Source organism: Arthrobacter sp. SLBN-112 (genome assembly GCF_006715225.1).
Taxonomy (GTDB): Bacteria; Actinomycetota; Actinomycetes; order Actinomycetales; family Micrococcaceae; genus Arthrobacter.
Genome location: NZ_VFMU01000001.1, coordinates 2,184,857 through 2,208,492 on the forward strand (window position 1 = coordinate 2,184,857; position 23,636 = coordinate 2,208,492).

Sequence of the window (23,636 nt, forward strand, 5' to 3'; positions counted from 1 at the left end):
GACTTTCTTCATCCACCCTGCGTATGAGTGATGGCATACACCTCCGGGTGGACTACGGCGGTAATCGGGAATACCGCCATAGGCTGGAATGCTCAGCTGCGCCCGTCCGGTTTGACCAGGCCCAACCGGTATGCCGCCGCCACAGCCTGGGCCCGGTCTGCCACACCAAGTTTCATCAGGATGCGGTGCACGTGCGTTTTCACCGTGGCTTCGCTCAGGAACAGCTTCGTGGCGACCTCAGCGTTATTCATCCCGCGGGCAATCGCGGCGAGCACCTCCCGTTCACGGCGCGTCAGCTCAGCCAGTTCCGCCGTTGTGGGAAGAAAAGGTTCCGGTCCGTTGGAAAATTCCTCGAGGAGTTTGCGGGTGACATTCGGGTCAAGCCATCCCGCTCCCTCGGCAAGTGCACGGATGGCGGACGCCAGAATGCGCGGCGCCGAGTTTTTCAGGATGAATCCGGAGGCGCCGGCGCGGAGGGCGGCGTGAACGGCTTCATCTTCGTTGAAGGTGGTCAGAATGAGCACCGGTATCGCTTCTGTGCGGCCCGTATTGAACTCTTCGGAGGTGAGGATCCGGGTGGCTGCGACGCCGTCCATGACCGGCATTCGAATATCCATCACCACGACGTCGGGCTGCAGCCCCGCGACCACTTCGACGCCGGCGCGGCCGTCACCGGCCTCCCCGACCACTACCATGTCGGGCTCCGACTCGAGCAGCAGGGCCAGTCCTGCCCGGATCAGGGCTTCGTCGTCAACAAGGACCACACGGAGGCGTCCGTCGGCGGCATCGGCCGGGACGGGCGCACCGCTTCGTGTGCCATCCATGAGTGGACACTATCCATCCCCGCGCTGAAAAGCCACGGCCAAAAATGAACCCAGGTGAGGGGCTTCCCTACACCGTGGGGTGTAGCTGATGACCGCGCAACATCCCCGTCTGATGTACGTCGGAATGGCTACCGGAGGTCGACGCGCCACACCCTGCCGCAATCGACACTTGTCTCTATCAACCCCGTGGATAAGAAGGCCAGGGAGTTTAGAACAAGGAGCCTTCGATGGCTTGGAATTCCAGAGAACGAACAGCATGGCTGACCATAACCACCGCCCTCAGCCTCGGACTTATTGGGACTGGGCCCTTCGATAGGGCGCCGGAAAGCCCAGTGCCTCCTGCATCAACTGGCTGGCAGGGCATCCCGTGTCAGCAGGATCATGCGGCCACGCCGCTGGAAGGCTCACCGGAACTGTGGAAGTTCCGTCGCCTCACCCAAAGATGAGGCAGAAAAGCACCACAAGTGAAAGGAATCATCATGAAAACCCGTCCAGACGCAGCAAACGAAATCCAATCCGGGGGTCATAGAGGCTCGATAAGGCCAGCGCCAGGAGGAGCCGTCACCGCCACGGACAGGGTCGGAGCTTTCAGCGGCGCCGCATATTTCATCTTGGCTAACGCTGCAATTGCCATCGGCGCAGACCCAGCAACGCCTGATGCGCCAACAGGGCAGCAGAGCCTCGACGGTCTAGCACGCATGGCGGCCAACCCAGCCGCCCAAGCGGCGATGGGCATGGAATTTCTGGCGTTCACGTTTTGGATGGCGTTCGTTGGATACGTTTGCTGGCGCCTGCGCGCTGCCGGCTGGGTGGCTGCAGTGGCCATGGTCGGTGGTGTTGTCGAGATTGCTGTGAAGTTGGGTTCAGCGGCCCCTCTCATTTCTGGTTACACGCTGCGTGACCAGATTTCGCCGGAGATGGCCGCCACTCTCACCCAGATGAACAAGGCAGACTTCATGGTCGGACTCCTGCCGGCCGGCTTGTTTGTGCTCTGCGCCGCCATTGCTGCCCTCAGGACGAAGGAGTTGGGCCGCGTTCTGGCCTGGTCCGGCATTGCCATCGGGGCGGGAAATATCGTCACCGCGGCGGTCATTGGTGTCAATCTTCCGGAGTCCGGTTTCGCGCCGTCGTTCCTGCTGATCCTCGTATGGGAACTGGTAATCAGCCTGCGCTGGGGCTTTGCCCGCCGCCACCCCCGGGTTCGGGCAGCCACCAGCCCGGTAGACCCGGTGATCAGCTAAGGCAGTGACATGTCCAGGGGAGCCATAAGCGGGATGCCGTGGCTTCCCGCAGCATGTTTCGTCATTTTTCTGCCTTGCACCATGGTCGTGTGCCTGGATCTATATCCAGGCAAACCCTTCAGCGGCCACTTGTCCTCGGCGGCGGTCCTTCTCGCTGCGGGGATCGTTCTGGTACTAGAGCCATCATCGGCCCTGACTCTGCCGGTCTCCATACCGAAAGAACACCAGGACCAGCTGAAATACGCCATCCGATCCGGAATCCTGCCACTGGCCAGCCTGTTCAGTGACTGGCGCGATGAACTCGCGCAGTATGAGAGGACGTACTCGTTGGCCCTCCGCGCCTTGCCGGCAGTGACAGCGGCGGTCACCCTTGTCGACGTCTATGGTGTTCTCCACGATCCCGCAGGAGGTCTCTTCTTCCTCTGCTGTGCCGTGGCCACCGCAATATTGGGGGTTGCGGTGCTTGCGTTTTCAGCGGTTCGCCTGAGGAACATTTACGTGGTGGAGGGCAAGCTGCGTGAACAGATCCTGCTACTGGACACGCACCCCTAAACCTCGGTGCTGAATACACCCGTGGCCCCCGGCCTCCACGGACGGGGCCGAGACAGCAGGAAGTGAGGCACATGGCAAGCGGCGCGCCGTCGTAATGTACGGCGGCGCGCTGGCTTACCCCCGCGGCACTTCGGAAGTGCAATGCCTGTCGTTATTGCCACCGTGCGGCAGTGGCAGGATGATCGAAAGTGTTGGGCTCCTGCCGGCCAGGCGGGCCGGAAGAACGACGGCGTGTGCCCAACGTGTTGAGCGAGGCGGCGGTGGGCGTGGCCAGGACAGAGCAGAACGGGCAGCAGCGGCGGCTGAAGGTGTCCGACGTCAACGTGGTGAACCACCGGACGCTGCGGAAGGCGCTGGGCGGGACCATAGTCGGCAACACGATGGAGTGGTACGACGTCGGCGTGTTCGGCTACCTGATCACCACCATGGGGCCGGTGTTCCTGCCCGAGGCGGACAAAGCGGTGCAGAACCTGTTCCTGCTGGGAACGTTCGCCGCCACGTTCATCGCCCGGCCGCTGGGCGGCATCTTCTTCGGCTGGCTGGGGGACAAGATCGGCCGTCAGAAGGTGCTTGCCATGACGCTGATGCTTATGGCCGCCGCAACGTTCGCCGTCGGCCTGCTCCCGGGATACGAGGTGCTGGGCCTCTGGGCGGCGGTGCTGCTGGTAGCCACCAAGCTGGTGCAGGGGTTTTCCACCGGCGGCGAGTACTCGGGGGCCACCACTTTTGTGTGCGAGCACGCCCCGGACCGGCGCCGGGGCTTCTACGTCAGCTTCCTGGACATGGGCAGCTACCTCGGTTTCGCGGCCGGCGGGGCGGTGGTGTCCGCCCTTCAGCTGGCCCTGGGTCAGGAGCAGATGGAGGCGTGGGGCTGGCGGATCCCGTTCCTGGTGGCCGGGCCGCTGGGTATCGTCGCGGTCTACTTCCGGATGAAGATCGAGGAGTCGTCCGCGTTCAAGGCCACGCTGGAAGCCGAAGCCGTGGCGGCCAAGCATCCGGAGACGGGAGAGGAGCTCCGGCCGGTGGGGCCGGTGGGCATTGTGAAGGCGCACTGGCGGCCCCTCGTGCTGGCCATGGTCCTGGCGGCGGCCGCCAATACGGTGGCCTACGCCCTGACGTCCTACATGCCCACGTACCTGACCAGCAACAAGGGGTACGACGAGGTCCAGGGGACGCTGCTGACCCTCCCGGTCCTGGTGGTCATGGCGTTGTGCATCCCCTTCACCGGGCTACTCTCTGACCGGATCGGGCGCCGCCGGGTGCTGTGGATCGGGGCGTTGAGCACCATGGTGTTCGCGGTTCCCGCGTTCCTGGCGATAGCGGTGGGCAGCGTCCCGGCAACGCTCCTGGGCCTGGCCCTCATCGCCTTCCCGGTGGCGTTTTCGGTGCCGAACCTCGCCTCGGCGCTCCCGGCGCTGTTTCCCACCGAGCACCGCTACTCCGCCATGGGCATCGCCTACAACCTGGCGGTAGCCATCTTCGGCGGGACGGCCCCGTTCATCATCGCGTCCCTCATCGAGCTGACCGGCAATGACATGATGCCGGCCTACTACCTCATGGGAGTGGCCGTGGTTGCCGCCGTTGCCATCCGGTTCCTGCCCGAATCAGCCGGCCGGCACCTGCCTGGCTCCATGCCCAGCGTGGACTCGGAGGAGGCGGCCCGGAAGTTGGTGGAGACCCAGGACAACAACCCGCTGCTGGACCTGGACTCGCTGCCGTTCGAAAGCAGTTTTGAGACCGCGCGGAAGGAGCACAAGGGGGGCCCGGGAAACCGACCGTGATGTGACGCAGGAACGTCCCGCGGGATGTTCCAGTCCTCCCTCTAATCGGTCAGGCCGTTCCGTACCGCGAACAGTGTGGCACCCACCCGGTTGGTTGCACCGATCTTGGTGTAGATGTGCTCCACGTGGTTGCGGACGGTCTTTCGGGCGAGAAACAGGCTGGCGGCAATCTCGGTCGGAGTCATTCCGTGGCACAGCATGCCGAGGATTTCCACTTCCCTGGGCGTGAGCCCGGCCGGAGCGGCAGGCCGGCGGTGGGGCTGCTGGCCTGCCGCTGCAAGCACTGCATCAGCAGCCTCGCGGCTGATCCGGCCGGCTGAAACTTCCTGCCGCAGCCTGGCAGCTGCATCGGCCGGCGTGAGTGCGGCCCGGTGCGGACGCGGCTCCAGGGAGGAATGGTAGGAATCGGCGGCCGCCAGGATCCGCTGCTTGATGCCCAGCTCCGTTCCGCCAATCCCTCGCGGGTAGCCGGACCCGTCCAGCCGTTCATGATGCAGGCCGGTCAGGGCCGCCTCGCCCTTCAGCCCGGGGACGCGGCTGAGGATCCGTTCGCCCAGGTACGGATGCATATGGATACGTTCCAGGTCCGCCCGGGACAGGGGCTCCTTCTTGTCCCAGACCTGGTTGGATACTCCCAGCCGGCCAATGTCATGAACCCATCCTGCGCGGCGGAGCTGCGTGACGTCTTCGGCTGGGAGTCCGTGCTCCTCGCCCGCAGCCGCGCCGAGGGCAGCCACGGCGCGGGAATGACCGGCCGTATAAGGGGATTTGAGGTCTGCGAAGTCACCGACCGCGCGGAGGACCGCGTCCAGCTGCGGGCCGGACAGGGGAGCGTCGGCGGGAGCCAGGTCCAGGGCCGCCTGCCAGCAGTCGACCTCGAGAAGTCCTTCGGTGAGCGCCCCGGCCTGGTCGATGAACAGCCCGGCCAGGGCTGGATCGAACTGGCTCCCGCGGCGCGCCCGCACCATCGCCACCGCACCAGCCACGCCCTCCTGGCGCAGGAACACCTCTGCCGTATCCGCGAGATGCATGATCCGCATTTCCAGCGGGATGTCCGGCCCCGCTACTCCCTCCGGCAGGCCCTTGCCGTCCCAGCGCTCAAAGGTGTGGGCAAGCAGTCCTGCCACGTCGCCGTCGAGCCCCACATTGGTGGCCAGCACACCGGCGGAGCTGCAGTGCGAGGCAATCATGTTTCGCACCGCGGCGCTGCCCGTCGCCGCGAAACGCGTCCAGTATGCAAAGCGGGCCAGTGGCGGGAGGCCCGCGCCGGCATGGCTGAACATGCCGGCGTACATGGGCAGTCCGCGCTGGTCGCGGTTGTAGTAGTCGGCGCGGAAAGCGATGTCGTCCGTGAACAGCGCTGCCAGTTCGAAGGAATCCGCGTGGCACCCGATCCATGCCACCTGGTTGGCGTAGTAGAGCCTGCCCTGGCCGGCGGCGTCAACTCCCGCTGCCTTGGCGATCCGCAACGCCAGCAGGCATGAGCGCAGCATGTGCTCCATCGGTTGCCCCAGGCCCAGGTCGATGGCGAGGGACAGTGCGGCCAGGACTTCACTGCGGCGGGGTCCTGCCGGTGACGGCTTCACACGTGCCATTCTAGGGAAGCCATCACCTCGGGTAGTAGGGACGGACGGACCAGCCCGCCGCCGTCAGGCCGCCTGGTTCTTCCCGGCACGTTCGCTGGCGGGTTCCGGCTCCCCGGCATGGGCGGTGGACGGGAACCGCACGCCCACCTGCGCTCCGAACAGTCCACGTTGCGGAAGCCAGAAGTCCGCCAGGTGGTCCTGCACCTCCAGTGCCCCGGGCTGCCCCGCGTCCTCACCCAGGATGGTGGCCTGGGAATCCGTGACCAGCCACAGCTGCCGGGGCTGGGCCTGGAACGTCTGGCCGTTGGGCACCACGCCGGAGACCAACATCTTGCCGGCGTTCAGCAGCGGCCCGGCGAAGGCTCCCATGGCGCGGAGCACCAACTCGTTGCGCCACAGCGTTTCAGGCATCCGGACGGCCATGGCGGTCAGCATTGAGGTGGCCGCGGAGGTGCCCAGTTGCAGGCGCCAGTCAACGACGCCCGGGACAGTGATGACGGCGGTGAACGGCCCGCTCCACTGGATGTCGACGTCGGTCTCCACCGTTTGGTGCACGGCCGCACCGAAGTAGCGTGCGCAGCTGAACTCCGGCGCCGTGTTGGCGTAGATGGTCCACTCGCCGCCGGGCGTACGGTGCCAGACGGAGCGGTAGCCGGGGCCAACGGAGCTCACGGGAAAATCCCGGAAGGCCAGGTAGTGGCCGCTGGTGAAAGGTAATCCCAGGACGGCGTAGCCGGCGAAATGCTCCGCCGGGTCTTCCGGAAGGTCGGCAAGTGTCGGTGTTGCCCCTACTGATGACTGCGGCTGGTAGGTGGTCATGGCCGCCTCCTTTTCTCTATGCCCTGAGACTAGGACCGGGCCGCAGCAAGGGCATGGGGCAACTGCCCCATTTGGCATCGGCTTTTACGCGGCGTCGTTGGCTTCCAGCCACTCCAGGAACGTCTGGCGTCCGACGGCGGAGCCCGGCGCCGGGATCAGCCCGCCGTTGCGCATTGCCCTGCCCATGGGGCCGGGAAGGTGCAGCGGAACAGGCCGTTTTTTCTGCTGCGTCTTGGCCAGGTAGGCCGCGACCAGGCCTTTCAGCTGTTCGGTCCGCGGGCCGCCGAGGTCCGGGATGCGTCCCTTCGGGCCGGCCTCGGCCGCGTCCACCAGGGCTGCGGCCACCTCCTTTGCCGCCACCGGCTGGGTGACCATGGTGGGCACGAACACCAGCGGGCCCACTGAGGCGGCCTTGATGGACATCGGTACGAACTCGTGGAACTGGGTGGACCGGAGGAGGGTCCAGGGAACGCCGCCGTGCCTCACTTCGTCCTCCTGCACCAGCTTCCCGGCGTACAGTCCCGAATTGGCCTTATCGATGCCCACAATGGACAGCGCCACATGGTGCTTTACGCCAGCCTTTTTCTCCGCCCCCAGCAGGTTCTGGGTGGCATTGGTGAAGAAATCCACGGCCTTCTTGGTGGACACGGTTTGGATGCCGGCGACGTCGATCACGGTTTCGACGTCCTGGAGTGCCTGGTCGAGGCCGCGCCCGTTAACCAGGTCCGCCCCTTCGGTGCGGCTGAGGCTGACCACATCGTGCCCGCGCTCCTTGGCGATGACCACAACGTAGCGGCCCACTGTACCGGTTCCCCCGGCAACGGCAATTCTCATGGAAGAAATCCTAAGCCGCTGCTACGACAAAAGGTGGTGCTTTGCGGCGCCCTGCCGTGCCGCAGCGGCTGCGTACCTTTCTACCCCAAGGATCCGCCTTTTCGACGGGCAGGGGTTTGGGGAATCCAAGTCATAAAGCTGGGCCTTTCCACCTTTGACGCCGTTAGTAGCCACTAAGACGACGAGGGAAGGCGCGCCGTCAGTACAAATCCCCCGTCTTCCCGCCCCCATTCGATGCTTCCGCCAGCAACTTCCACCCGCTCTTTCAGCCCCAGGAGCCCATAACCCGACATCGAGTCATTGCGCTTGCCGGGACTTCCGGCTCCGTCGTCGGAAATCTTTAGAGTCAGGTTGTGGGGTTCCCAGCGAAGATCGATGAGTGCGTTTGTTCCGGATCCGGCGTGCTTGGAGATGTTCGTCAGTGACTCCTGCACCACGCGGTACGCGGCGTGGGCCACGCTGGGGTCCAGCTTTCCGGCCTCCCCGGTGGCCCTTACGTCCACCCTTACTCCGGCCGACCGCACAGGTTCGATGAGCCCGTGGATATCGCCCAGGGTGGGCAGCGGGGTTTGCTGTTCTTTGTCTGCCCTTTCGCCGGCCGGTTTCAGCAGTCGCAGAAGGCGGGCAAGTTCCTGCGTAGCCTCAGTGCCAACAGACTCGATCACCTCCAGGGCTTGGGCCGCACGTTCGGGATCGGTATCTATGACCCTGCGTCCGCCCGCCGCGTGCAGCATCATCACGGTGACGGCATGCGAGACGATGTCGTGCAGGTCTGCGGCGATGTGCGCACGTTCCTGCGCTACGGCGGCTTCAACTTTGCGGCGTTCTTCTTCCAACGCGGTGATGCGGAGACGGTTTCGGGCCACAAATCGGCCGAATGCCCAGGCTCCCCCCAACCACACGCCTCCGGTACCGATGAACCAGAGATCTTCATCAAAGGGCCTGCCGCGCGCACTAATCAGGACCGGAAGGGCGACGGCGGTGATGTAGGCGGCAAGGGACTGCCGCAGCGACCGATCGGATGCCACTGCGGCCAGTGCGACGAGGACAGTGGTTATTGGCATGTAAGGGATCCGGTAAATCTCAGAAAAGTCTAAGTAGTTCGGAGTTGTGAAGAACACGAAGATTGCCTGATGCAACAGGAGCCCGGAAAAAACCGTCACCGGGGCGCGGTGTCTCCAAAGGAGCGGGACGAACCCGGCCGCCACGTACGCAAGAGCTGCCATCGCGACAACTCCCGACAGCGAGTCAGCGGTGGCCGGGAAAAAGCTGGCCAGCTCGATGACGAATGCCAGCAGCACGACAGTGACGTTGGCCTTGATGAGGCCAAACCAACGATTCACGTGGGCCGTACGTTGAAAAGCGCTCTCGACAAGCGAATTTTCCTGGGCCATCGTAGCCACCTCACAATCGTGCTGCCGGACAGGACCTTTTCCGGTGTCCTCAGTCTGCGCCGGGCGGTTCCTGCCCTTCATCCATCCTCTGAAAGCAATTGGTATACATCTGGGGGTGTAGCCGCATTCCGCAACCACCGTCATAGCTTCCCTTGCAGGCGGGTTCAGCCGCCTCCGCCAGGCTTGACCAGGCCCGAGCGGTAGGCCAGCGCCACTGCCTGCGCCCGGTCTGCCACTCCAAGTTTCATGAGGATGCGGTGCACGTGGGTTTTCACTGTCGCTTCACTCAGGAACAGCCTTTCGGCGATCTGGCCATTGTTCATCCCGGTGGCGATCGCGGCGAGCACTTCCCGTTCACGGCGGGTCAGTTGGTCCAGGTCTGCATGGCTCGGGAGATAGGGCTCCGGTCTGTGGGAGAATTCCTCGAGAAGCCTGCGGGTGACGTTGGGGTCGAGCCAGCCGGCTCCCGCGGCGAGAGCGCGGATGGCAGACGCCAGGATGCGTGGCGCCGAGTTTTTGAGGATGAAACCGGAGGCGCCGGCGCGGAGTGCGGCATGGACAGCTTCGTCTTCATTGAAAGTGGTCAGAATGAGGACCGGTATCGCTTCCTTGCGACCGGCGTTGAACTCCTCTGATGTAAGGATGCGGGTTGCGGTGACGCCGTCCATCACGGGCATGCGGATATCCATCACCACGACATCGGGCTGCAGCCCCGCCACCACTTCCACGCCGGCCCGCCCGTCACCGGCCTCTCCAACCACCACCATGTCCGGCTCAGATTCCAGCAGCAGCGTCAGCCCTGCCCTGATCAGTGTTTCGTCGTCGATCAGGACCACGCGGAGACGGCCGTCCGTTTCACCGGCCGCCACGGGAGCACTGCCTACCGGATTGTGTGGCTTCCATGAGTGGACACTATCCATCCCCACGGTCAAAAGCCACGGTCAATATGAACCCGGGACCAGCCGCCGCTACGCCTTGGGATGTAGTTGGTGACCGCGCGGAGCCTCTTCCTGGTGTAAGCCGAATGGCGACCGTGAATCGACGCGCCACAGGTGCTCCAAGGTCAACACTGGTGCCCATCAACTCCATGAAGTATGGACGAGAAAGACCTAAGGAACCCCGATGGACCGGAACCATGAACAACGAACCGCATGGCTCATCATCACCATGGTCATCAGCCTCGGCCTCATTGGGGGCGAACCCTCCCGAAGCGAACGGGAAAGCACGGCACCGCAAACATCAACGGACTCGCATGACGTCCCAAGTCAACAAAATCCTGCCCCCGAGCCGCTGAAAGGCTCACCAGAGCTCTGGAAGTTCCGCTTCATCATCGGCAGATGAACCAGCGTCGTCCGGCCACCCAAAGCTGCCATTCCGTCCGACCGGTTCGGACGTCCACACAAAACCGCCCGCCGCGGTAGCGCCAGCACCAAAGGCAAGGAATCACCATGAAAATCCAACCCGTCCCAGCCAAAAAAATACCGTCCAGGGGACGTAAAGGCCCGGGACAGCCGACACCAGGGAGAGCCATGACCGCCATGGACAGGATCGGAGCTTTCAGCGGCGCCGGGTATTTCATCCTGGCCAACGCTGCCATTGCCGTCGAAAATGATCCCGCGTTGCCCGATGCACCTACCGGGCAAGAGATCCTCGATTCCTGGGGGCGGTGGGCCAGTAGTCCGCTGGTTCAGGCGGCAATCAGCCTCGAACTGTTTGCCTTCGTGGCATGGATGGTCTTTGTCGGTTACGTTTGCTGGCGCGTGCGGGACGCGGGATGGTTGGCTGCCGCCGCTCTGGTTGGGGGAATCGTTGAGATTGCAGTGAAGATCGGATCTGATGCGCCGCTAGTCACGGGTTTTCTGTTGCGTGCTGAGATTTCACCCGAGCAGGCACTTGTACTCTCGCAAATAGGCCTAGTCGCCTTTATGTTGGACCTGCTGCCGGCCGGATTGTTCGTCCTCTGCGCCGCGGCAGCGGCCCTTAAGACACAGGAGTTGGGCCGCCTCATGGCTTGGACTGGCGTGGCAATCGGTGCGGGCAATGTCACTGTCGCCGTCGTGACTGGAATAAACATCGGTCAATCCGGCTTCTCGCCATCGTTCCTACTTGTGCTGTTGTGGGAATTGGTGCTCAGCGTGTACTGGGGCTTCTTCCGTAGCCCCGCCGAGAAGCTTGCGGCCGCCGCGACGCCTAGGACGAGCTGACCTCACATGAGTTCCCTTCAGCTGCAAGTGCAACCTGCAGACGGTTCGCCCAGCGTCCCGGTTCCGCTTCGAGTGTCCGCCGTTTCGATGGCAGTCAGTGGCCTGCTCGTGGCGGCCACCACACCGCTGCATCCGGATATACTCACCAATCCTCTGAGCGAATCGGTTGGGGAAACTCCGCTGTGGACTGCCATCCACATCTGCATGCTGGTGTCGGTAGCGCTGGCATTCGTGGGAGCCTGCGGCATATCGGCCTCCTACGGCAGGCGGCTGGGTCGCTGGGGCCAGGCTGCGCTGGCGGTCAGCTTTATCGGAACCTTGGGTGGCTCCGCGGTCATGGGACTGGAAGCGGTAGTTTTTCCCATCCTTGCCGTCAATGCTCCGGAGTTGCTATCACTGAACGGGCCGCTGCTCACCTCCCCGGCCATGATTGTCGTAGGCGCACTTATTTTGGGGTGGCCCCTGGGGTTGAGCATTCTTGGCGTGACGGCTGCGGGTGCCCGTGTCTTTCCTCGCGCCGCCGGCATCCTGCTGGCCATCGCAGCACCGGCCTTCGTCGCCCTGGCGGGCCCCTTCCTGCCTGTCCTCGGGGTGCTGTCCGGGCTGACGTTAGGGGCAGCTCAACTCTGGTGGGCCTGGCTCTTGTGGCGTGCAGGATCCACGCCCGCACCTACTACAGCTTCAGCGCTTCCGCGGCGGCAGCGCTAGTAAGTTGTCACCGTGGTCCTGCTGAAACCGCAACTCGGTCAGCCAGGGGGCGCGGACGGAGGAGGTGATCCGGCAGTCCGCCACGAAGGTGCCCTGGGCGCCGGCCACGATCCAGTGCTGCAGCGCGGACAGGTCACCAATGGACCGGATCACCGCGGACTCGGCCCCCAACGCCCGCGCAACACCGCTAAAGTCCACCTCGGGAATCAGCATCGGCTTCTCGGTCAGCCCCTGCGAGCCGTACTGATGGATCTCGGCCCCGTACGCGGCGTCGTTGTAGATCACGACAATCGCGCTGCGGGCGGCACCGATCAGCGGTTCGAGGTCGGACAAGCCCATGAGGAAACCGCCGTCGCCGGCGGCCAGGACCAGCGTGCGGCCGTCCTCCACCGCGCGGGCTGCCCCGACGGCGCTCGCAAGCGAGTTCGCGGAGTTCCGGGCCGGCGCCGGCGAGGTGCGCACCCCGGCCGGCGAGGATCAGCGGCCGCCGTGCCCCCGGCGAGAAGGCGGGCCACGCGCGCAAGGTCCGCGCCGCCGTCGTCCGCCACGTCCAAAATGGTTGGCTCCGGAAGGTCCTGGTCCTCAGCCTCGAGCGCCGCGAGGTCGTACGGGATGGCAAGCACGACGGCGGTGCGCCGGGTGAGTGCGTACTCCACCGCCTGCCTGGTGATGGCGCCCGCGGCGTCGCAGCCTGCCCGGTGCTGTGGCCGTTGCTTCATTGACAGCCCCACGGGGCGGTGGGACGCTCGACTCATGCCCCGCGGGAGAACGGCACGGTTCCTGAACATCCAGCCTTTCGGCATCGAGAAGGCCGCGGCAGCCGCAGGCCATGATCCCGATGTCCTGCGGATGGAGAACCTGGACACGGACACCGCCCCGCCGCCTTCGGCAGTGGCCGTGACCAGGGAGGCTGTCGGCCGCCGGGATGCGAACAGCTGGCTGCCCTTCACCGGTCTTGGGCAGCTGCGCGAACTAGTTGCCGAACAGCTCAGCGCGCAAACGGGCCGCGCCTATAACCCCGCTACCGAAGTGGCCATCACCGGCGGCGCGCTCGCCGGCCTTCTCAGCACCCTTCTGGCCACGGTGGATCACGGCGACGAAGTGGTAGTCACCGATCCCACGTACGCGGGGTTCATCAACCGGATCAGGCTTGCCGGCGCGTCGCCCGTCTTCCTGCCCCTGATGGTGGTCGACGGCCATTGGCGGCTGGATCTGGACAGGCTGGCATCGGCCGTGACCCAAAAGACGCGGGCACTGCTTCTGATGAGTCCGTCCATGCCGTCCGGGCATGTGTTCACGGATGCGGAATGGAACGCCGTCGCGGAAGCATGTTGCGCGGCAGATTGCTGGTTGCTGTACGACGCGGCCATGGACAGGATTCTCTTCGACGGCCTGCAGTCCCGCCACCCGGCGTCATTGGAGCAATTGGCGGAGCGCACCATCACACTGGGCGGGGTATCCAAGAACTACAGGATGATCGGCTGGCGCGTCGGGTGGGCTGTTGGGCCGGCTGAGGTCATGCGGGACGTGGCGCTGGCGGCAACGTACAACACCGCTGTGGCCAGCGGCTTCGGACAACTTGGCGCGGCAGCAGCGCTCTCGGCTTCCAAGAACGGCGTCCCCGGTGACGGCGTTGCTGCCGCCGTGGCGGACTGGCAGGCGCGCCGGGACCTGATTCTGCGTGAACTGGACGGGTTGCCGGTGGTCAAGCCCGACGGCGGGTGGTCGCTTTTGGTTAACGCGAGCGCGCTCGGCATGAAGGCGCCCGAGCTCACGCAACGGCTGCTCCTGCACGGACGCATTGCCGCGACGCCGATGACGGAGTGGGGACAACACGTGGCGCCGGACTACGTCCGCCTGGTCTTCGCCACCGAGCCGCTGGAGCGCCTGACCGGAATCGGAGAACGGTTCGGCGCAGCGCTGCGATGAGCCTGCGGCGGCCCGCACGGATTCACGCTCCAGTACTTGAGCCACGGCCCCTCATCTGCTCGATCTCGCGCGTCTGGGCAGCTTTGATGTTGGGCGCCAGTGCAGTGACCTCGCCAGCGGACAATCCGCAGTCTTGGATGGAAGCCGCTCACCTGGCCGAGGCTTCTATCGGGAGCCCTGCCGCCTTCCATTCGGGGAAGCCTTCCTCGAGCCTCACGGCGACGCGCCCTTCATCCGCGAGCAGCCGCACGGCCTCGTCCGCATACAGGCAGTATGGTCCGCGGCAGTAGGCGACGATTTCGCTCCCCTTGGGAATCTCGCGCAGTCGAGACTTGACCTCCGGCAAGGGCACGGAAATCGCATTTGGGATATGTCCGGCCTCGTATTCCGGCAGCGGCCGCACGTCCAGCACTACGACGTCGCCCTGCCGCAGCCGCAGAAGCAGTTCGTCGCGCGTGATCATGCTGAGCTCGGCACGATCGCCGACGTAGGCACGCACGAGCTCGCCCAGCTCCCCGGTGTGGGATTCGGCTGTTTCGCGAAGTGCCCTCCATAGCCGCTCGACTGCCGGGCTGGCAAGCGAATAATAGATTCGCGTCCCCGAACGCCGGGAGGAGGCGAGGCCGGCCCGCAGCAAGCGCTGCAGGTGCTGGGATGTGTTGGCGGTACTCTGGTGGATCTCTCCGGAGAGCTCCTCAACCGACCGTTCGCCCTGGCCAAGGACCTCGATCAGCTGTGCCCGCCTGCCGTTCCCCAGGGCCTTGGCGGCTTCTACGAGGACGTCGTAGAGCGCATTCTTAGCCTGCTGGTCGCCCACTCGCACCCCCTATTCAAGAGATCTCTTGACAAGCCTACCCGGATAGGTTTCATATTCAAGTATCTACTTGAATAAGAAAGGAAGTGGTGGCCGTGCCCACCATGCAAACTCCCCAACGGCAACAGTCCCGCCTCCGGACAGGAGCCGCTCTCATGGCGCTGGCCGGGCTGGCATTTGTCGGGTACGGTGTGATCTTCCTGGTCATGAACTTCACGGACGCCTTCCTCGAGCTGGGCATCGGACCAGATCAAGTGGACAAGGGCAAGTCGGCGATCGAGGCGTTCAGCCCGCAGCTGTATCACTACGTCAGCCATCTTCAAATCGCGCTCAGCGGCTTCATTGCTGCAACCGGGCTGGCTGTTGCGGGCCTGTCCTGGTATGGGGTGCGCCGCGGAGAACGGTGGGCTTTCGTTACTGCCGTTATCGTCCCGGTCGTCGCACTCGCGGTGGCTCTTCCCGCGCACTACCCGTGGGGTCTGGCTACGCTTGGGCACCTCGGCCTGATCTACCTCGCCGTCCTCATTTTCCTGGTAGGGGCCGTGGCAGCCTACAGCGGAATCCGAAGCCCCGCGATGACAGACCACTGACACTCACGCGCCTGACTGAATCCCATCATCCAGTCAGGCGCTCTGTCATGCACCGGGCTAATCAGGTCATCGTCCCAGTTCTGTGGAAAAGCCTTCTAGAGAATGTCGGCTCAGTCCTTACTGCATACTTTTGTCCAAAAAATCTGCGTCAGTTGAAGACGCGACCCCGTCGCTGCGCTGGCCGCAGTGACCGAGCACTCCGCCGTCGCCGTACCGGCTGGAAAGAACTTGGCTTTACGCTGTGTATCAATGTGCCGGCTGTTTGTGTGGGATGCGATTTTTTGTCGGTGCCCTCGCGAAGGATAGGCCGGAGCGACGTCAAGGGGGAGCATTGTGGGTCGAAGATCTCAGCCGAATGGATGGGCCCAGCCAGGGTGGGCCGGAATCGCCGTCGCCTGCGAATGATGGCCCAGGCTGTCCGACATTAGCTGCCTGGGCGGGGCCGGGGATCGCAACAGTGACGGCCGCCGCGAGTAGCAGAGCGATGAAAAGGCGTAGCAGGCGGATGATGGTGTCCTCGGGGTCATGTGGGTGGCACACGGGCCATTTCATCACCTCCCGGCGGGAACGCTGTACGTCTGGCCGCCACACCTTGGGCAGCAGCGGAGCCTAATAGGGGAGGCCAGAGGGAAGGTATTAGGTAGGCGTGGGCCCCAACCCCGAAGGCGTCACACGGGTTATGGGAAGTACCACGATACCGATGACCGCGGGTAGCGGGAGCAACTTCGCTCAGGCGGCTCTCACCCGGCCACCGCCGCCTTCGCCGCCCGCGTCGCGTTCATCCACTCGGTCAACCACGGTGCCCGGACGCTGGAGGTGATTCGGCAGTCGGCCACGAAGGTGCCCTTGGCGCCGGCGTCGATCCAGTCCTGAAGCGCGGACAGGTCACCAAGCGACCGGATGACCGCGGACTCGGCCCCCAAAGCCCGCGCCACTCCGCTGAAGTCCACCTCAGGGATCAGCATCGGCTTCTCGGTCAGGCCCTGCGATCCGTACTGGTGGATCTCTGCCCCATACGCGGCGTCGTTGTAGATCACCACGATGGCGCTGCGGGCCGCGCCGATCAGCGATTCGAGGTCGGACAGGCCCATCAGGAAACCGCCGTCGCCCGAGGCCAGCACCAGGGTGCGGCCGTCCTCCAGCGCACGGGCTGCCCCGACGGCGCTCGCCAGTCCCAGCCCGATCGACTGAAAGGCGGTGCCCACCATCACCAGGTCCTGCGGCCGTGGGATGTTCCAGTACATGGGTGCCCAGCCGATGAAGTGTCCGCCGTCCTGCACTACCGTGCGGCGCTCCGGCAGCACGGCGTCCAGCGCGGTGGCCAGGGAACGCGGGTCTAGCCGGCCGTCCGGGGTTTCAGCGGATCCGGCATCATGCCCCGGTCCCGCATCCAGACGCTTAGAAGCTTCCGCGCGCCAAGCAACAGCCGCAGCCTCTCCTTCAACCAAAGAGAGAAGCTGAGAAGCAGCAGCCTTCGCATCTGCCTGAACGAACAGGTCCACCCGCGGGTGCGTGGGCTGCAGGGCGGCGTCGATCTGGATGACGGTGCTGTCCGCGCCAAGCAGGTGCCCGAACCGCATGGTGAACGGGCTCAGGCTGGCCCCGGCCACCAGGACCACGTCCGCCTCGCCCATGAGGCCCGCCGCGGTGTCGGTGCCGAAACCGCCGGCGACGCCCAGGTACCCCTCGCCGTTGAGGAGGTTGAGCGCCAGGGCGGTTCCGGCGGTCAGTGCGCCGAGCCGGTCGGCGAGTTCGCGGAGTTCCGGTCCGGCGCCGGCGAGGTGCGCGCCGCGGCCGGCCAGGATCAGCGGGCGCTTGGCCCCGGCGAGCAGGCGGGCCACCTGCCCAAGGTCCGTGCCGCCGTCGTGCGTCACCTTTGCTTCCAACGGCGCGGGGAGGCCTTCTTCCTCAGCCTCGAGTGCCGCGAGGTCGTAGGGGATGGCAAGCACGACGGCGGTGCGCCGGGTGAGTGCGTACTCCACCGCCTGCCGGGTGATGGCGCCCGCGGCGTCGCGGGTGACGGTGAAGGTGGCCGCGCCGAGGCCCGCAGCGATGGCCGTCTGGTCCACGTCCCAGGGCCGGGCTCCGCTGGTGGGGGCGTCCCCGGTGACCAGCACCACCGGGATCTGTGCCTGGACCGCCTCGGCCAGGGCGGTGAGGGCGTTGGTGTACCCGGGGCCGTAGGTAGTGGTGCCCGCGGCCAGGCGTCCCGACGTCCGGTAGTAGGCATCGGCGGCGGCGATGGCGGCGCCCTCGTGCCGGACGGGGGAGAAGCGCAGGCCCAGCTGCTCCGCGGCGTCCAGGAAGTAGACGTTGCCGTTGCCCATGACGCCGAAGACATCGCTGACATAGCTGCTGAGAACCTGCGCCACGCGGCCGGAGACGGTAAGTGAAGTCATGCAGGAATCCTGCGCTTCGGCCATCAGATCGGCAACACCCAAACATTCAACTGGGATTATTGGCAGCAGAAGCGGGAGAAAGTGAGAATCTGCCCAGTTGTGCTGTGGATCACCCGGATTTAGTCGGCGGCGCGGGATTCCTGCTCGGACAGCCGGGCCAGGAGGCCGTCGAAGCGGGGCGGCATGAGTTCCAGGACCGAGATGGCCGTGCTGGTGCGCTGGATGCCGTCGATCTCCAGGATCTGGTTGGTGATGCGGTAGAGGTCGCTGGTGCCGCGCGCCACCACCTTGGCCATGAGGTCGGCGTCGCCGGCAGTGGCGTGCACCTCGATGACTTCGGGGATCGCGGCCAGTCCGTTTTCCACCGAGCCGGCGCGCGTCTGGCTGATGTGCAGGGAGAGGAAGGCCGTGAGTTCGTAGCCCAGTGCTGCGGGGTCCAGCCTGCGGCTGAAGGTGCGGAGCGCGCCGCTGCGCTCCAGTCGCGCTAGCCGGGCGTGGACGGTGTTGCGTGCGACGCCGAGTGTCCGGGAGAGTGCCAGGGCGCTGGCTTCGGGGTCCTTGTCCAGGGCAAGGATGATCCTGCCGTCGAGGGAATCGATGGTGCGGGAGGTTGCGATGGTCATATTTTCACCGGAGGTACTAGAAGTTGAGCAGAAGTCCCAATGGGTTGAGGGTATCTTGCATTGTGGCTGGGGTCACAATCATGATCGGTCCTCATGACCCTTGACCAGATCGCGGCCGCCCCGGCCGCTGGCCTTCCGGAGACCGCGCTCCCCACCCTTCGGGACGCCGTGGCCGGACTTCCGGCCTACATCCCGGGCCGCCGCGGCGCCGGCGCGGACATCGCGGCCCTCGCCAGCAACGAAAGCCACTACGACCCCCTGCCCGCAGCCGTGGCTGCGGTGGCCCACGCGGCCGGCACCATGAACCGCTACCCGGACAGCGCCGCCGTCGAACTCCGCGAACGGCTGGCCCGGCACCTGGGCGTCACCGCCGGGGAGGTGGCGGTGGGACCCGGCAGCGTGGGCGTCCTCCAGCAGATCATCACCGGGCTGTGCGACACCGGGGACGAGGTGGTCTTCGCGTGGCGCTCCTTCGAGGCGTACCCCATCCTGGTGGAGCTGGCCGGCGCCCGGCCGGTCCGCGTCCCGCTGGACCACCTTGAAGGCCACGACCTCGACGCCATGGCCGCCGCCGTCACCGACCGCACCAAGGTGGTCCTGCTCTGCACGCCAAACAATCCCACCGGCGTGCCGATCGGCCACGAACGCGTCGAGGCCTTCCTGCAGGCCGTGCCGTCCAGCGTCCTGGTGGTGATCGACGAGGCCTACGTGGAGTACGCCGAGGCGTGCAGTGGCCCGGATTCCCTGGCCCTCTACCGCCGGTTCCCGAACGTCTGCATCCTGCGCACCTTCTCCAAGGCCTACGGCCTCGCCGGCCTGCGGGTGGGCTATGCCGTCGCGGCGCCCGCCATCGCGGAAGGACTGCGCCGCACCGCCCTGCCCTTCGCCGTGAGCGCGCTGGCCCAGAAGGCGGCCATCGCGTCGCTGGAGGCGGGGGAGGAGATGGAGGCGCGGGTTTCGTTGGTGAGGCGGGAGCGGGGCCGGATGGCCGCTGAGCTGGAGGCGCAGGGCTGGAAACTGCAGCCGAGCCAGGGCAACTTCCTGTGGATCCGCGCCGATGAGGACCTCCGGGACCGGCTGGTGGAGGCGTTTGACGCCGCCGGCATCCTGGTCCGCGCGTACCAGGGCGACGGCGTGCGGATCACCGTTGCCGATCCCGCCTCCAACGACCGCGTGCTCCGGCTCCTGGCAGCCCACGCCGCCTGACAACTTACTGACCCCAACCCCTAACTCCGTTCCACCTACAACCAGAGGAATCTCCATGGAACAACAGACAAAGACGTCTGCCCGCGCCCTCGGCGCGGCCCTCAAGCCCAGGCAGCTCACCATGATGGGCCTGGGCAGCGCCATCGGCGCGGGCCTGTTCATCGGCTCCGGCGCCGGCATCCAGGCCGCTGGCCCGGCGGTGCTGATCTCCTATCTCGTGGCCGGCACGCTCATCATCCTGGTGATGTGGGCGCTCGGCGAGATGGCTGCCGCCAACCCGGACAGCGGTGCCTTCTCCGTCTACACCGCCAAGGCCTACGGCCCAGTGGCCGGCGCAACCGTGGGCTGGCTGTGGTGGCTGCAGCTGGTGGTGGTCATCGCGGCCGAGGCGCTGGGTGCGGCGGGCCTGCTGGCCACGATCTTCCCGGCCCTGCCGGTGTGGCTGATGGCCTTCGTGTTCATCGTGGTGCTCACCGCCGTGAACCTGACCAGTGTGAAGAACTTCGGCGAGTTCGAGTTCTGGTTCGCGCTGCTCAAGGTGGCGGCGATCGTCGGGTTCCTCCTGGTGGGCGCTGCGCTGCTGTTCGGTTGGCTGCCGGGCGTGCAGTCGCCGGGTCTGTCGAACTTCATGGGTGACGGGTTCGCGCCCAGCGGTTTTGCCGGGATTGCGACGGCGCTGTTCGTGGTGGCGTTCGCATTCGGCGGCACTGAGATTGTGTCCGTTGCTGCAGCCGAGACCGCTGAGCCGGCCCGCAGCGTCAAGAAGGCTGTCCGGACGGTGCTGTGGCGGATTTTGGTGTTCTACATCGGCGCGATCTTCGTCATCGCCGCGGTGGTACCCGTAGGTTCGGCGGGGCTGAAGAGCCCGTTCGCCGCGGTGCTGGACGCCGCCGGCATGCCGGGCGCTGCCACCGCCATCACCCTGGTGGCCGTCGCGGCACTGCTGTCCGCCCTCAACGCCAACCTCTACGGTGCTTCCCGGATGGCATTCTCCCTCGCCGAGCGCGGCGAGGCGCCGCGTTGGCTCGCTTCCGTGTCCAGGGCCCGGGTTCCGGTGGTCGCGGTGCTGGCCAGCGTCGCCTTCGGCGTGATCACTGTGGTGCTGGAGCTGGCGTTCCCTGAAAAGGTCCTTCCCGTCCTGCTGAATATCGTCGGGTCGACGTGCCTGCTGGTGTGGACCTCCGCGCTCCTGGCCCAGCTCGCGCTGCGCCTCCGCGCCGACCGTGACGGAACCGCGCTTCCGCTGCGGATGCCCGGGTTCCCGTGGCTCACGTCCCTTGGTCTGGTCATCCTCGCGGCGATCTTCACGGTGGGCTTCATCGGCGAGTATTCCCGGCCGCAGCTTCTGAGCACCTTCGGGCTCGTGGCACTGCTGGCCGTGGCCAATTGGTTGAACCACCGGAACCGGAAAAACGCGGTCGCTGTTGACGCAACTGCTGAGGTCAAGTCGCCGGCGCTCGTCGACTAAATCCAGCGCTTTGAATCCGTTCTGGGTTCGCGTGAACAGAGGGCGCGTCCGGCTTCGGCCGGGCGCGCCCTTCGCAATGCCTGGTCGGTTGGCGGTGCAGCGTGAAATACAAATAATCACTTGCTCAGGCCCAGACAGGCCCGCTGGCAGGGATGTTACGGGCAGGCGTCAACCCCGGCCGAGCGAGTTCAGGAACGCCCCGGCATCCGCCAGGACCCGGTCCGGGCACTCCCACAGGACTAAATGCCCGGCGTCGGGATAGACCTTGAGCTTGGCGCCCGAAATCCGCGCCGCCAGCAGCTCCCGGTCCCGCTGTGGCAGCAGGTTGTCGTTGCCGCCGCAGATAATCAGCGTGGGCGTCCGGATTGTGCCCGCATCGGTGGGTGGGGCGGCGGAGGTCAACCCGGCCAGGAGCTTCTTCCAGGCGTGGGCAGGCATGCGGGCGCCGTCGCGCACGCGGTCCTCCAGGTACCAGCCGGGAACGGGCTGGTACCTGGGAAACCAGGAGACCGACGCCCGTACCCATTCCTCGTCGATCGGGTCGGCCAGCTGTTCCACCTCGTCGGCCACGGCCGGCCGGCCCTGCAGGCTCAGCGGTGACCCGACGAGGACCAGCGCGGCCACCCGCCCGGGATGCATCACGGCCAGCTGCTGGGCAACGTAGCCGCCGCTCGATGAGCCGAGGACGAAAGCCCTCTGCGCCCCTACCGCGTCCAGGATCGCGGCGGCGTCCCCGGCCTGTTCCGCCAGGGAATAGCCCTCTCCCGGTTTGTCCGCCTGGCCTTGGCCGCGAAGGTCCGGAGCGTAGACCCGGAAGCCGGTCAGCCCCGGCAGCAGGCGGTCGAAGCTGTGGCGGGATTCGCCCCACGCATGCAGCAGGAGCAGCGGCTTCGCTTCCTGGTCCCCCTGGACGAGGCACGGCACGGTGATGCCGGTCCGCAGGGACAGGGTCCGGACTTCGGGGTCCATGGCTTCAGGGTACGCCGGAGCGGTTGGCGCGGCACCGGCCGCCGTTGGCACGGGCACAGGGGAAGTACGACGGCGGCGCGCAGCGTTCCGGGCAGCCTCACCACGAGACAGTTCCGGCGGCCCCGTCCACCGTGACGCCCTGGCCATCGCTCAGCCGCGTGGTGGCATCCGCAACCCCCACTACTGCAGGCCAGCTGGCGGAGATCAACAACCATGCCCGTACCGGCATCGTCGTGCTCCGGATCTTCCGTGGCCATGGCCTGCTCCTAGCCGTTGACCGCACCGTCTCCGGTGTCCTCCCACAGAACATCCAGATTGTGGAAGATCACGGGTCCGTCGCAGAGTGCCGCCATCCTGGCAGCGAACTCCGACGTTTCGGGCCGGCCGGAATTCTCCATCGCCGAATCGAAGGAATCGAAGTCGACGATGGTGAAGTAGTGTCCCGGGTGGTCCCTGTCCGAGGTGGCAAGAATGCGGCGGAACGTGGGAGCGGTGCTGCCCTCGGTTCTGGAGGGTTGGCCCAGCTCCTCGATCTCCTTAATGCGGGAAGACTTGAATTCGATGATCTGCACAAACCCGGCCATGACGGCTCCTCGACGGCGGTGGACGCTGATGCGGATCAGGCTAGTGCAGGTGCCGGGCGGCGCACAGGGGAGAACTGCCCTACTCGTGCGGCTGTACGTCCGCAACCACGCTGCCATGTGCTGGATGTCCTGGTCCTCGGAATCTCCTTACGACCCTCGCTTCAGCGCCTCTCAAAAGTTGTGTTCAAGGATTTGATCAATGTTTCGTTCATTTCATTCTTCAACAGCGGCCGGTTCCCGGTAGTACTGTTCCTACTTTATTGGGCAAATCCTATGCCGGTCTTGAGGCAACATTGGATAACGACTTAGCCGAACGCGCCTCATAAGTTTCCTGTAATCTTTTGGAGTTGTCCCCTCATAAGGAGTTGTTTTGGAATTTAAGCGATCTGCTGGCATCTTTGGACTCGGGTTCGCCCTGTCGTTGATCGGGTATGTACTCGGTACCATTTTTGCCTTTTCTGCGGCTTCTCAGACGTCAAGGTACTACTCCAGTTCTGCAGGTGCACTGGCCGTAGTGGCGGCCATTTTCTTTCTGGCCGCTCTCATCGGATCGATCATGATGGTGGTCGGGTTACACCGCGCCATGGTAAAGATTGACGCTCTGGCCGTCTCGTCCGTTGTTTCCGCTACCGTGGCTCCGGCTGCTGCGCCGGTTGGAACCAGCCAACCGTCCTAGTCCAACACCATGGCCAGGGTGTCCAGGGCGCGGGCGTTGGATCGTTCGGGGAATGCGGCAACGGTGGGGGCGGCGCCGTGACCTTGGAGTCTTGCTTGTTCCCGCTCAGTCCACAGTGCTGCTCGTTCAAACGACTACGAAAACAATCGACCGTTGCCGCGAAAAGCGAAGAAGGGTCCGAATATGTTCCGCGTGACGCTTCTGGGAAAACTGCGCAAATCTTGAGCAAACACTAGCGCTTTACTGCGTAATAAATGTTGGAGAAGTATTGAACTTGCAATTCTTAGACACCCCGGTGCCTTCGGCTTCCTTTTACGGTTATAGTTCTTCTTGGGGGGACGCTGTCACCTGTTTGACGCAGGGCTATATCTGAGTGATACCGCGAGAAGACAAGCCACCCAGGGTAATTAGCCAACAATTTAGACGGGGAACTGC

The 23,636-nt window shown here is 65.2% G+C and carries 24 protein-coding genes; 11 read left to right on the top strand and 13 right to left on the bottom strand.

What is annotated here, in order from left to right; translation table 11 throughout:
* Positions 1-92 precede the first annotated feature (92 nt).
* A complete protein-coding gene (locus tag FBY33_RS10190) occupies positions 93-824 on the bottom strand; it encodes a response regulator transcription factor (protein ID WP_142030464.1) in 732 nt (243 codons plus the stop codon).
* 611 nt (positions 825-1,435) lie between these two features.
* On the opposite strand from FBY33_RS10190, the gene FBY33_RS10195 reads away from it, so the two are divergent.
* From FBY33_RS10195 to FBY33_RS10205, 3 genes are all read left to right on the top strand, one after another.
* Positions 1,436-2,065 carry a hypothetical protein gene (locus FBY33_RS10195; protein ID WP_142030465.1) on the top strand — a complete coding sequence of 210 codons (630 nt, stop codon included), beginning with the start codon at positions 1,436-1,438 and terminating at the stop codon, positions 2,063-2,065.
* A 9-nt stretch (positions 2,066-2,074) separates the two neighbouring features.
* Entirely contained in the window at positions 2,075-2,617 is a 543-nt protein-coding gene (locus tag FBY33_RS10200) for a hypothetical protein (RefSeq protein WP_142030466.1), read from the top strand.
* 233 nt (positions 2,618-2,850) lie between these two features.
* Positions 2,851-4,398 (top strand): MFS transporter, encoded by a 1,548-nt coding sequence (locus FBY33_RS10205; RefSeq protein WP_235010519.1) that lies wholly within the window; start codon positions 2,851-2,853, stop codon positions 4,396-4,398.
* A gap of 41 nt (positions 4,399-4,439) precedes the next feature.
* Here the strand turns inward: FBY33_RS10205 and FBY33_RS10210 are convergent, their stop codons facing one another.
* From FBY33_RS10210 to FBY33_RS10230, 5 genes are all read right to left on the bottom strand, one after another.
* Positions 4,440-5,984 (bottom strand): HD domain-containing phosphohydrolase, encoded by a 1,545-nt coding sequence (locus FBY33_RS10210; RefSeq protein WP_235010520.1) that lies wholly within the window; start codon positions 5,982-5,984, stop codon positions 4,440-4,442.
* Positions 5,985-6,047: 63 nt separating this feature from the next.
* The gene (locus FBY33_RS10215) at positions 6,048-6,803 is read right to left on the bottom strand and encodes a hypothetical protein (RefSeq protein ID WP_142030469.1); all 756 of its coding nucleotides are present in this window, start codon (positions 6,801-6,803) and stop codon (positions 6,048-6,050) included.
* Between the two features lie 84 nt (positions 6,804-6,887).
* On the bottom strand, positions 6,888-7,637 hold the full coding sequence (locus FBY33_RS10220; protein WP_142030470.1) for an SDR family oxidoreductase: 750 nt from the start codon (positions 7,635-7,637) through the stop codon (positions 6,888-6,890).
* Between the two features lie 173 nt (positions 7,638-7,810).
* Positions 7,811-9,031, bottom strand: coding sequence for a sensor histidine kinase (locus FBY33_RS10225; RefSeq protein ID WP_160141950.1), 1,221 nt, complete (start codon positions 9,029-9,031; stop codon positions 7,811-7,813).
* 164 nt (positions 9,032-9,195) lie between these two features.
* Complete coding sequence (locus tag FBY33_RS10230) at positions 9,196-9,900, bottom strand: response regulator (RefSeq protein WP_235010521.1); 705 nt, start codon at positions 9,898-9,900, stop codon at positions 9,196-9,198.
* A gap of 253 nt (positions 9,901-10,153) precedes the next feature.
* Between FBY33_RS10230 and FBY33_RS10235 the strand changes: the two genes are divergently transcribed.
* The 3 genes from FBY33_RS10235 (at position 10,154) to FBY33_RS10245 (ending at position 11,943) form a co-directional block, all read left to right on the top strand.
* Positions 10,154-10,372 carry a hypothetical protein gene (locus FBY33_RS10235; RefSeq protein WP_142030472.1) on the top strand — a complete coding sequence of 73 codons (219 nt, stop codon included), beginning with the start codon at positions 10,154-10,156 and terminating at the stop codon, positions 10,370-10,372.
* A 188-nt stretch (positions 10,373-10,560) separates the two neighbouring features.
* Entirely contained in the window at positions 10,561-11,235 is a 675-nt protein-coding gene (locus FBY33_RS10240; RefSeq protein ID WP_142030473.1) for a hypothetical protein, read from the top strand.
* 87 nt (positions 11,236-11,322) lie between these two features.
* The gene (locus tag FBY33_RS10245; protein WP_142030474.1) at positions 11,323-11,943 is read left to right on the top strand and encodes a hypothetical protein; all 621 of its coding nucleotides are present in this window, start codon (positions 11,323-11,325) and stop codon (positions 11,941-11,943) included.
* Here the strand turns inward: FBY33_RS10245 and FBY33_RS10250 are convergent.
* Positions 11,917-12,405, bottom strand: coding sequence for a thiamine pyrophosphate-dependent enzyme (locus tag FBY33_RS10250; RefSeq protein ID WP_235010522.1), 489 nt, complete (start codon positions 12,403-12,405; stop codon positions 11,917-11,919). The two genes, FBY33_RS10245 and FBY33_RS10250, sit on opposite strands and share 27 nt — an antisense overlap.
* A 291-nt stretch (positions 12,406-12,696) precedes the next feature.
* On the opposite strand from FBY33_RS10250, the gene FBY33_RS10255 reads away from it, so the two are divergent.
* Positions 12,697-13,872, top strand: coding sequence for a pyridoxal phosphate-dependent aminotransferase (locus FBY33_RS10255; RefSeq protein ID WP_142030475.1), 1,176 nt, complete (start codon positions 12,697-12,699; stop codon positions 13,870-13,872).
* A gap of 148 nt (positions 13,873-14,020) precedes the next feature.
* On the opposite strand, the gene FBY33_RS10260 is transcribed toward FBY33_RS10255, so the two are convergent.
* Complete coding sequence (locus tag FBY33_RS10260) at positions 14,021-14,689, bottom strand: ArsR/SmtB family transcription factor (RefSeq protein ID WP_142030476.1); 669 nt, start codon at positions 14,687-14,689, stop codon at positions 14,021-14,023.
* A 101-nt stretch (positions 14,690-14,790) separates the two neighbouring features.
* Between FBY33_RS10260 and FBY33_RS10265 the strand changes: the two genes are divergently transcribed.
* Positions 14,791-15,276, top strand: coding sequence for a hypothetical protein (locus FBY33_RS10265; protein ID WP_142032751.1), 486 nt, complete (start codon positions 14,791-14,793; stop codon positions 15,274-15,276).
* Between the two features lie 740 nt (positions 15,277-16,016).
* Here the strand turns inward: FBY33_RS10265 and FBY33_RS10270 are convergent.
* The gene (locus tag FBY33_RS10270) at positions 16,017-17,675 is read right to left on the bottom strand and encodes a thiamine pyrophosphate-binding protein (protein ID WP_142030477.1); all 1,659 of its coding nucleotides are present in this window, start codon (positions 17,673-17,675) and stop codon (positions 16,017-16,019) included.
* A gap of 119 nt (positions 17,676-17,794) precedes the next feature.
* Positions 17,795-18,298: an Lrp/AsnC family transcriptional regulator gene (locus FBY33_RS10275; RefSeq protein WP_142030478.1), complete on the bottom strand. Its 504-nt coding sequence runs from the start codon at positions 18,296-18,298 to the stop codon at positions 17,795-17,797.
* Between the two features lie 93 nt (positions 18,299-18,391).
* On the opposite strand from FBY33_RS10275, the gene hisC reads away from it, so the two are divergent.
* Entirely contained in the window at positions 18,392-19,504 is a 1,113-nt protein-coding gene (hisC, locus tag FBY33_RS10280) for a histidinol-phosphate transaminase (protein WP_142030479.1), read from the top strand.
* A 55-nt stretch (positions 19,505-19,559) separates the two neighbouring features.
* Entirely contained in the window at positions 19,560-20,972 is a 1,413-nt protein-coding gene (locus FBY33_RS10285) for an amino acid permease (protein ID WP_142030480.1), read from the top strand.
* Between the two features lie 168 nt (positions 20,973-21,140).
* Here the strand turns inward: FBY33_RS10285 and FBY33_RS10290 are convergent, their stop codons facing one another.
* The 3 genes from FBY33_RS10290 to FBY33_RS10295 form a co-directional block, all read right to left on the bottom strand.
* The gene (locus FBY33_RS10290) at positions 21,141-21,941 is read right to left on the bottom strand and encodes an alpha/beta fold hydrolase (protein WP_142030481.1); all 801 of its coding nucleotides are present in this window, start codon (positions 21,939-21,941) and stop codon (positions 21,141-21,143) included.
* A gap of 97 nt (positions 21,942-22,038) precedes the next feature.
* On the bottom strand, positions 22,039-22,251 hold the full coding sequence (locus FBY33_RS20930; RefSeq protein ID WP_442858327.1) for a PEP-utilizing enzyme: 213 nt from the start codon (positions 22,249-22,251) through the stop codon (positions 22,039-22,041).
* On the bottom strand, positions 22,208-22,525 hold the full coding sequence (locus tag FBY33_RS10295) for a hypothetical protein (protein ID WP_142030482.1): 318 nt from the start codon (positions 22,523-22,525) through the stop codon (positions 22,208-22,210). The genes FBY33_RS20930 and FBY33_RS10295 overlap by 44 nt, the downstream gene beginning before the upstream one ends.
* A 370-nt stretch (positions 22,526-22,895) precedes the next feature.
* Here FBY33_RS10295 and FBY33_RS10300 point away from each other — a divergent pair, with 370 nt between their 5' ends.
* Positions 22,896-23,201 carry a hypothetical protein gene (locus FBY33_RS10300; RefSeq protein ID WP_142030483.1) on the top strand — a complete coding sequence of 102 codons (306 nt, stop codon included), beginning with the start codon at positions 22,896-22,898 and terminating at the stop codon, positions 23,199-23,201.
* Positions 23,202-23,636: the final 435 nt, after the last annotated feature.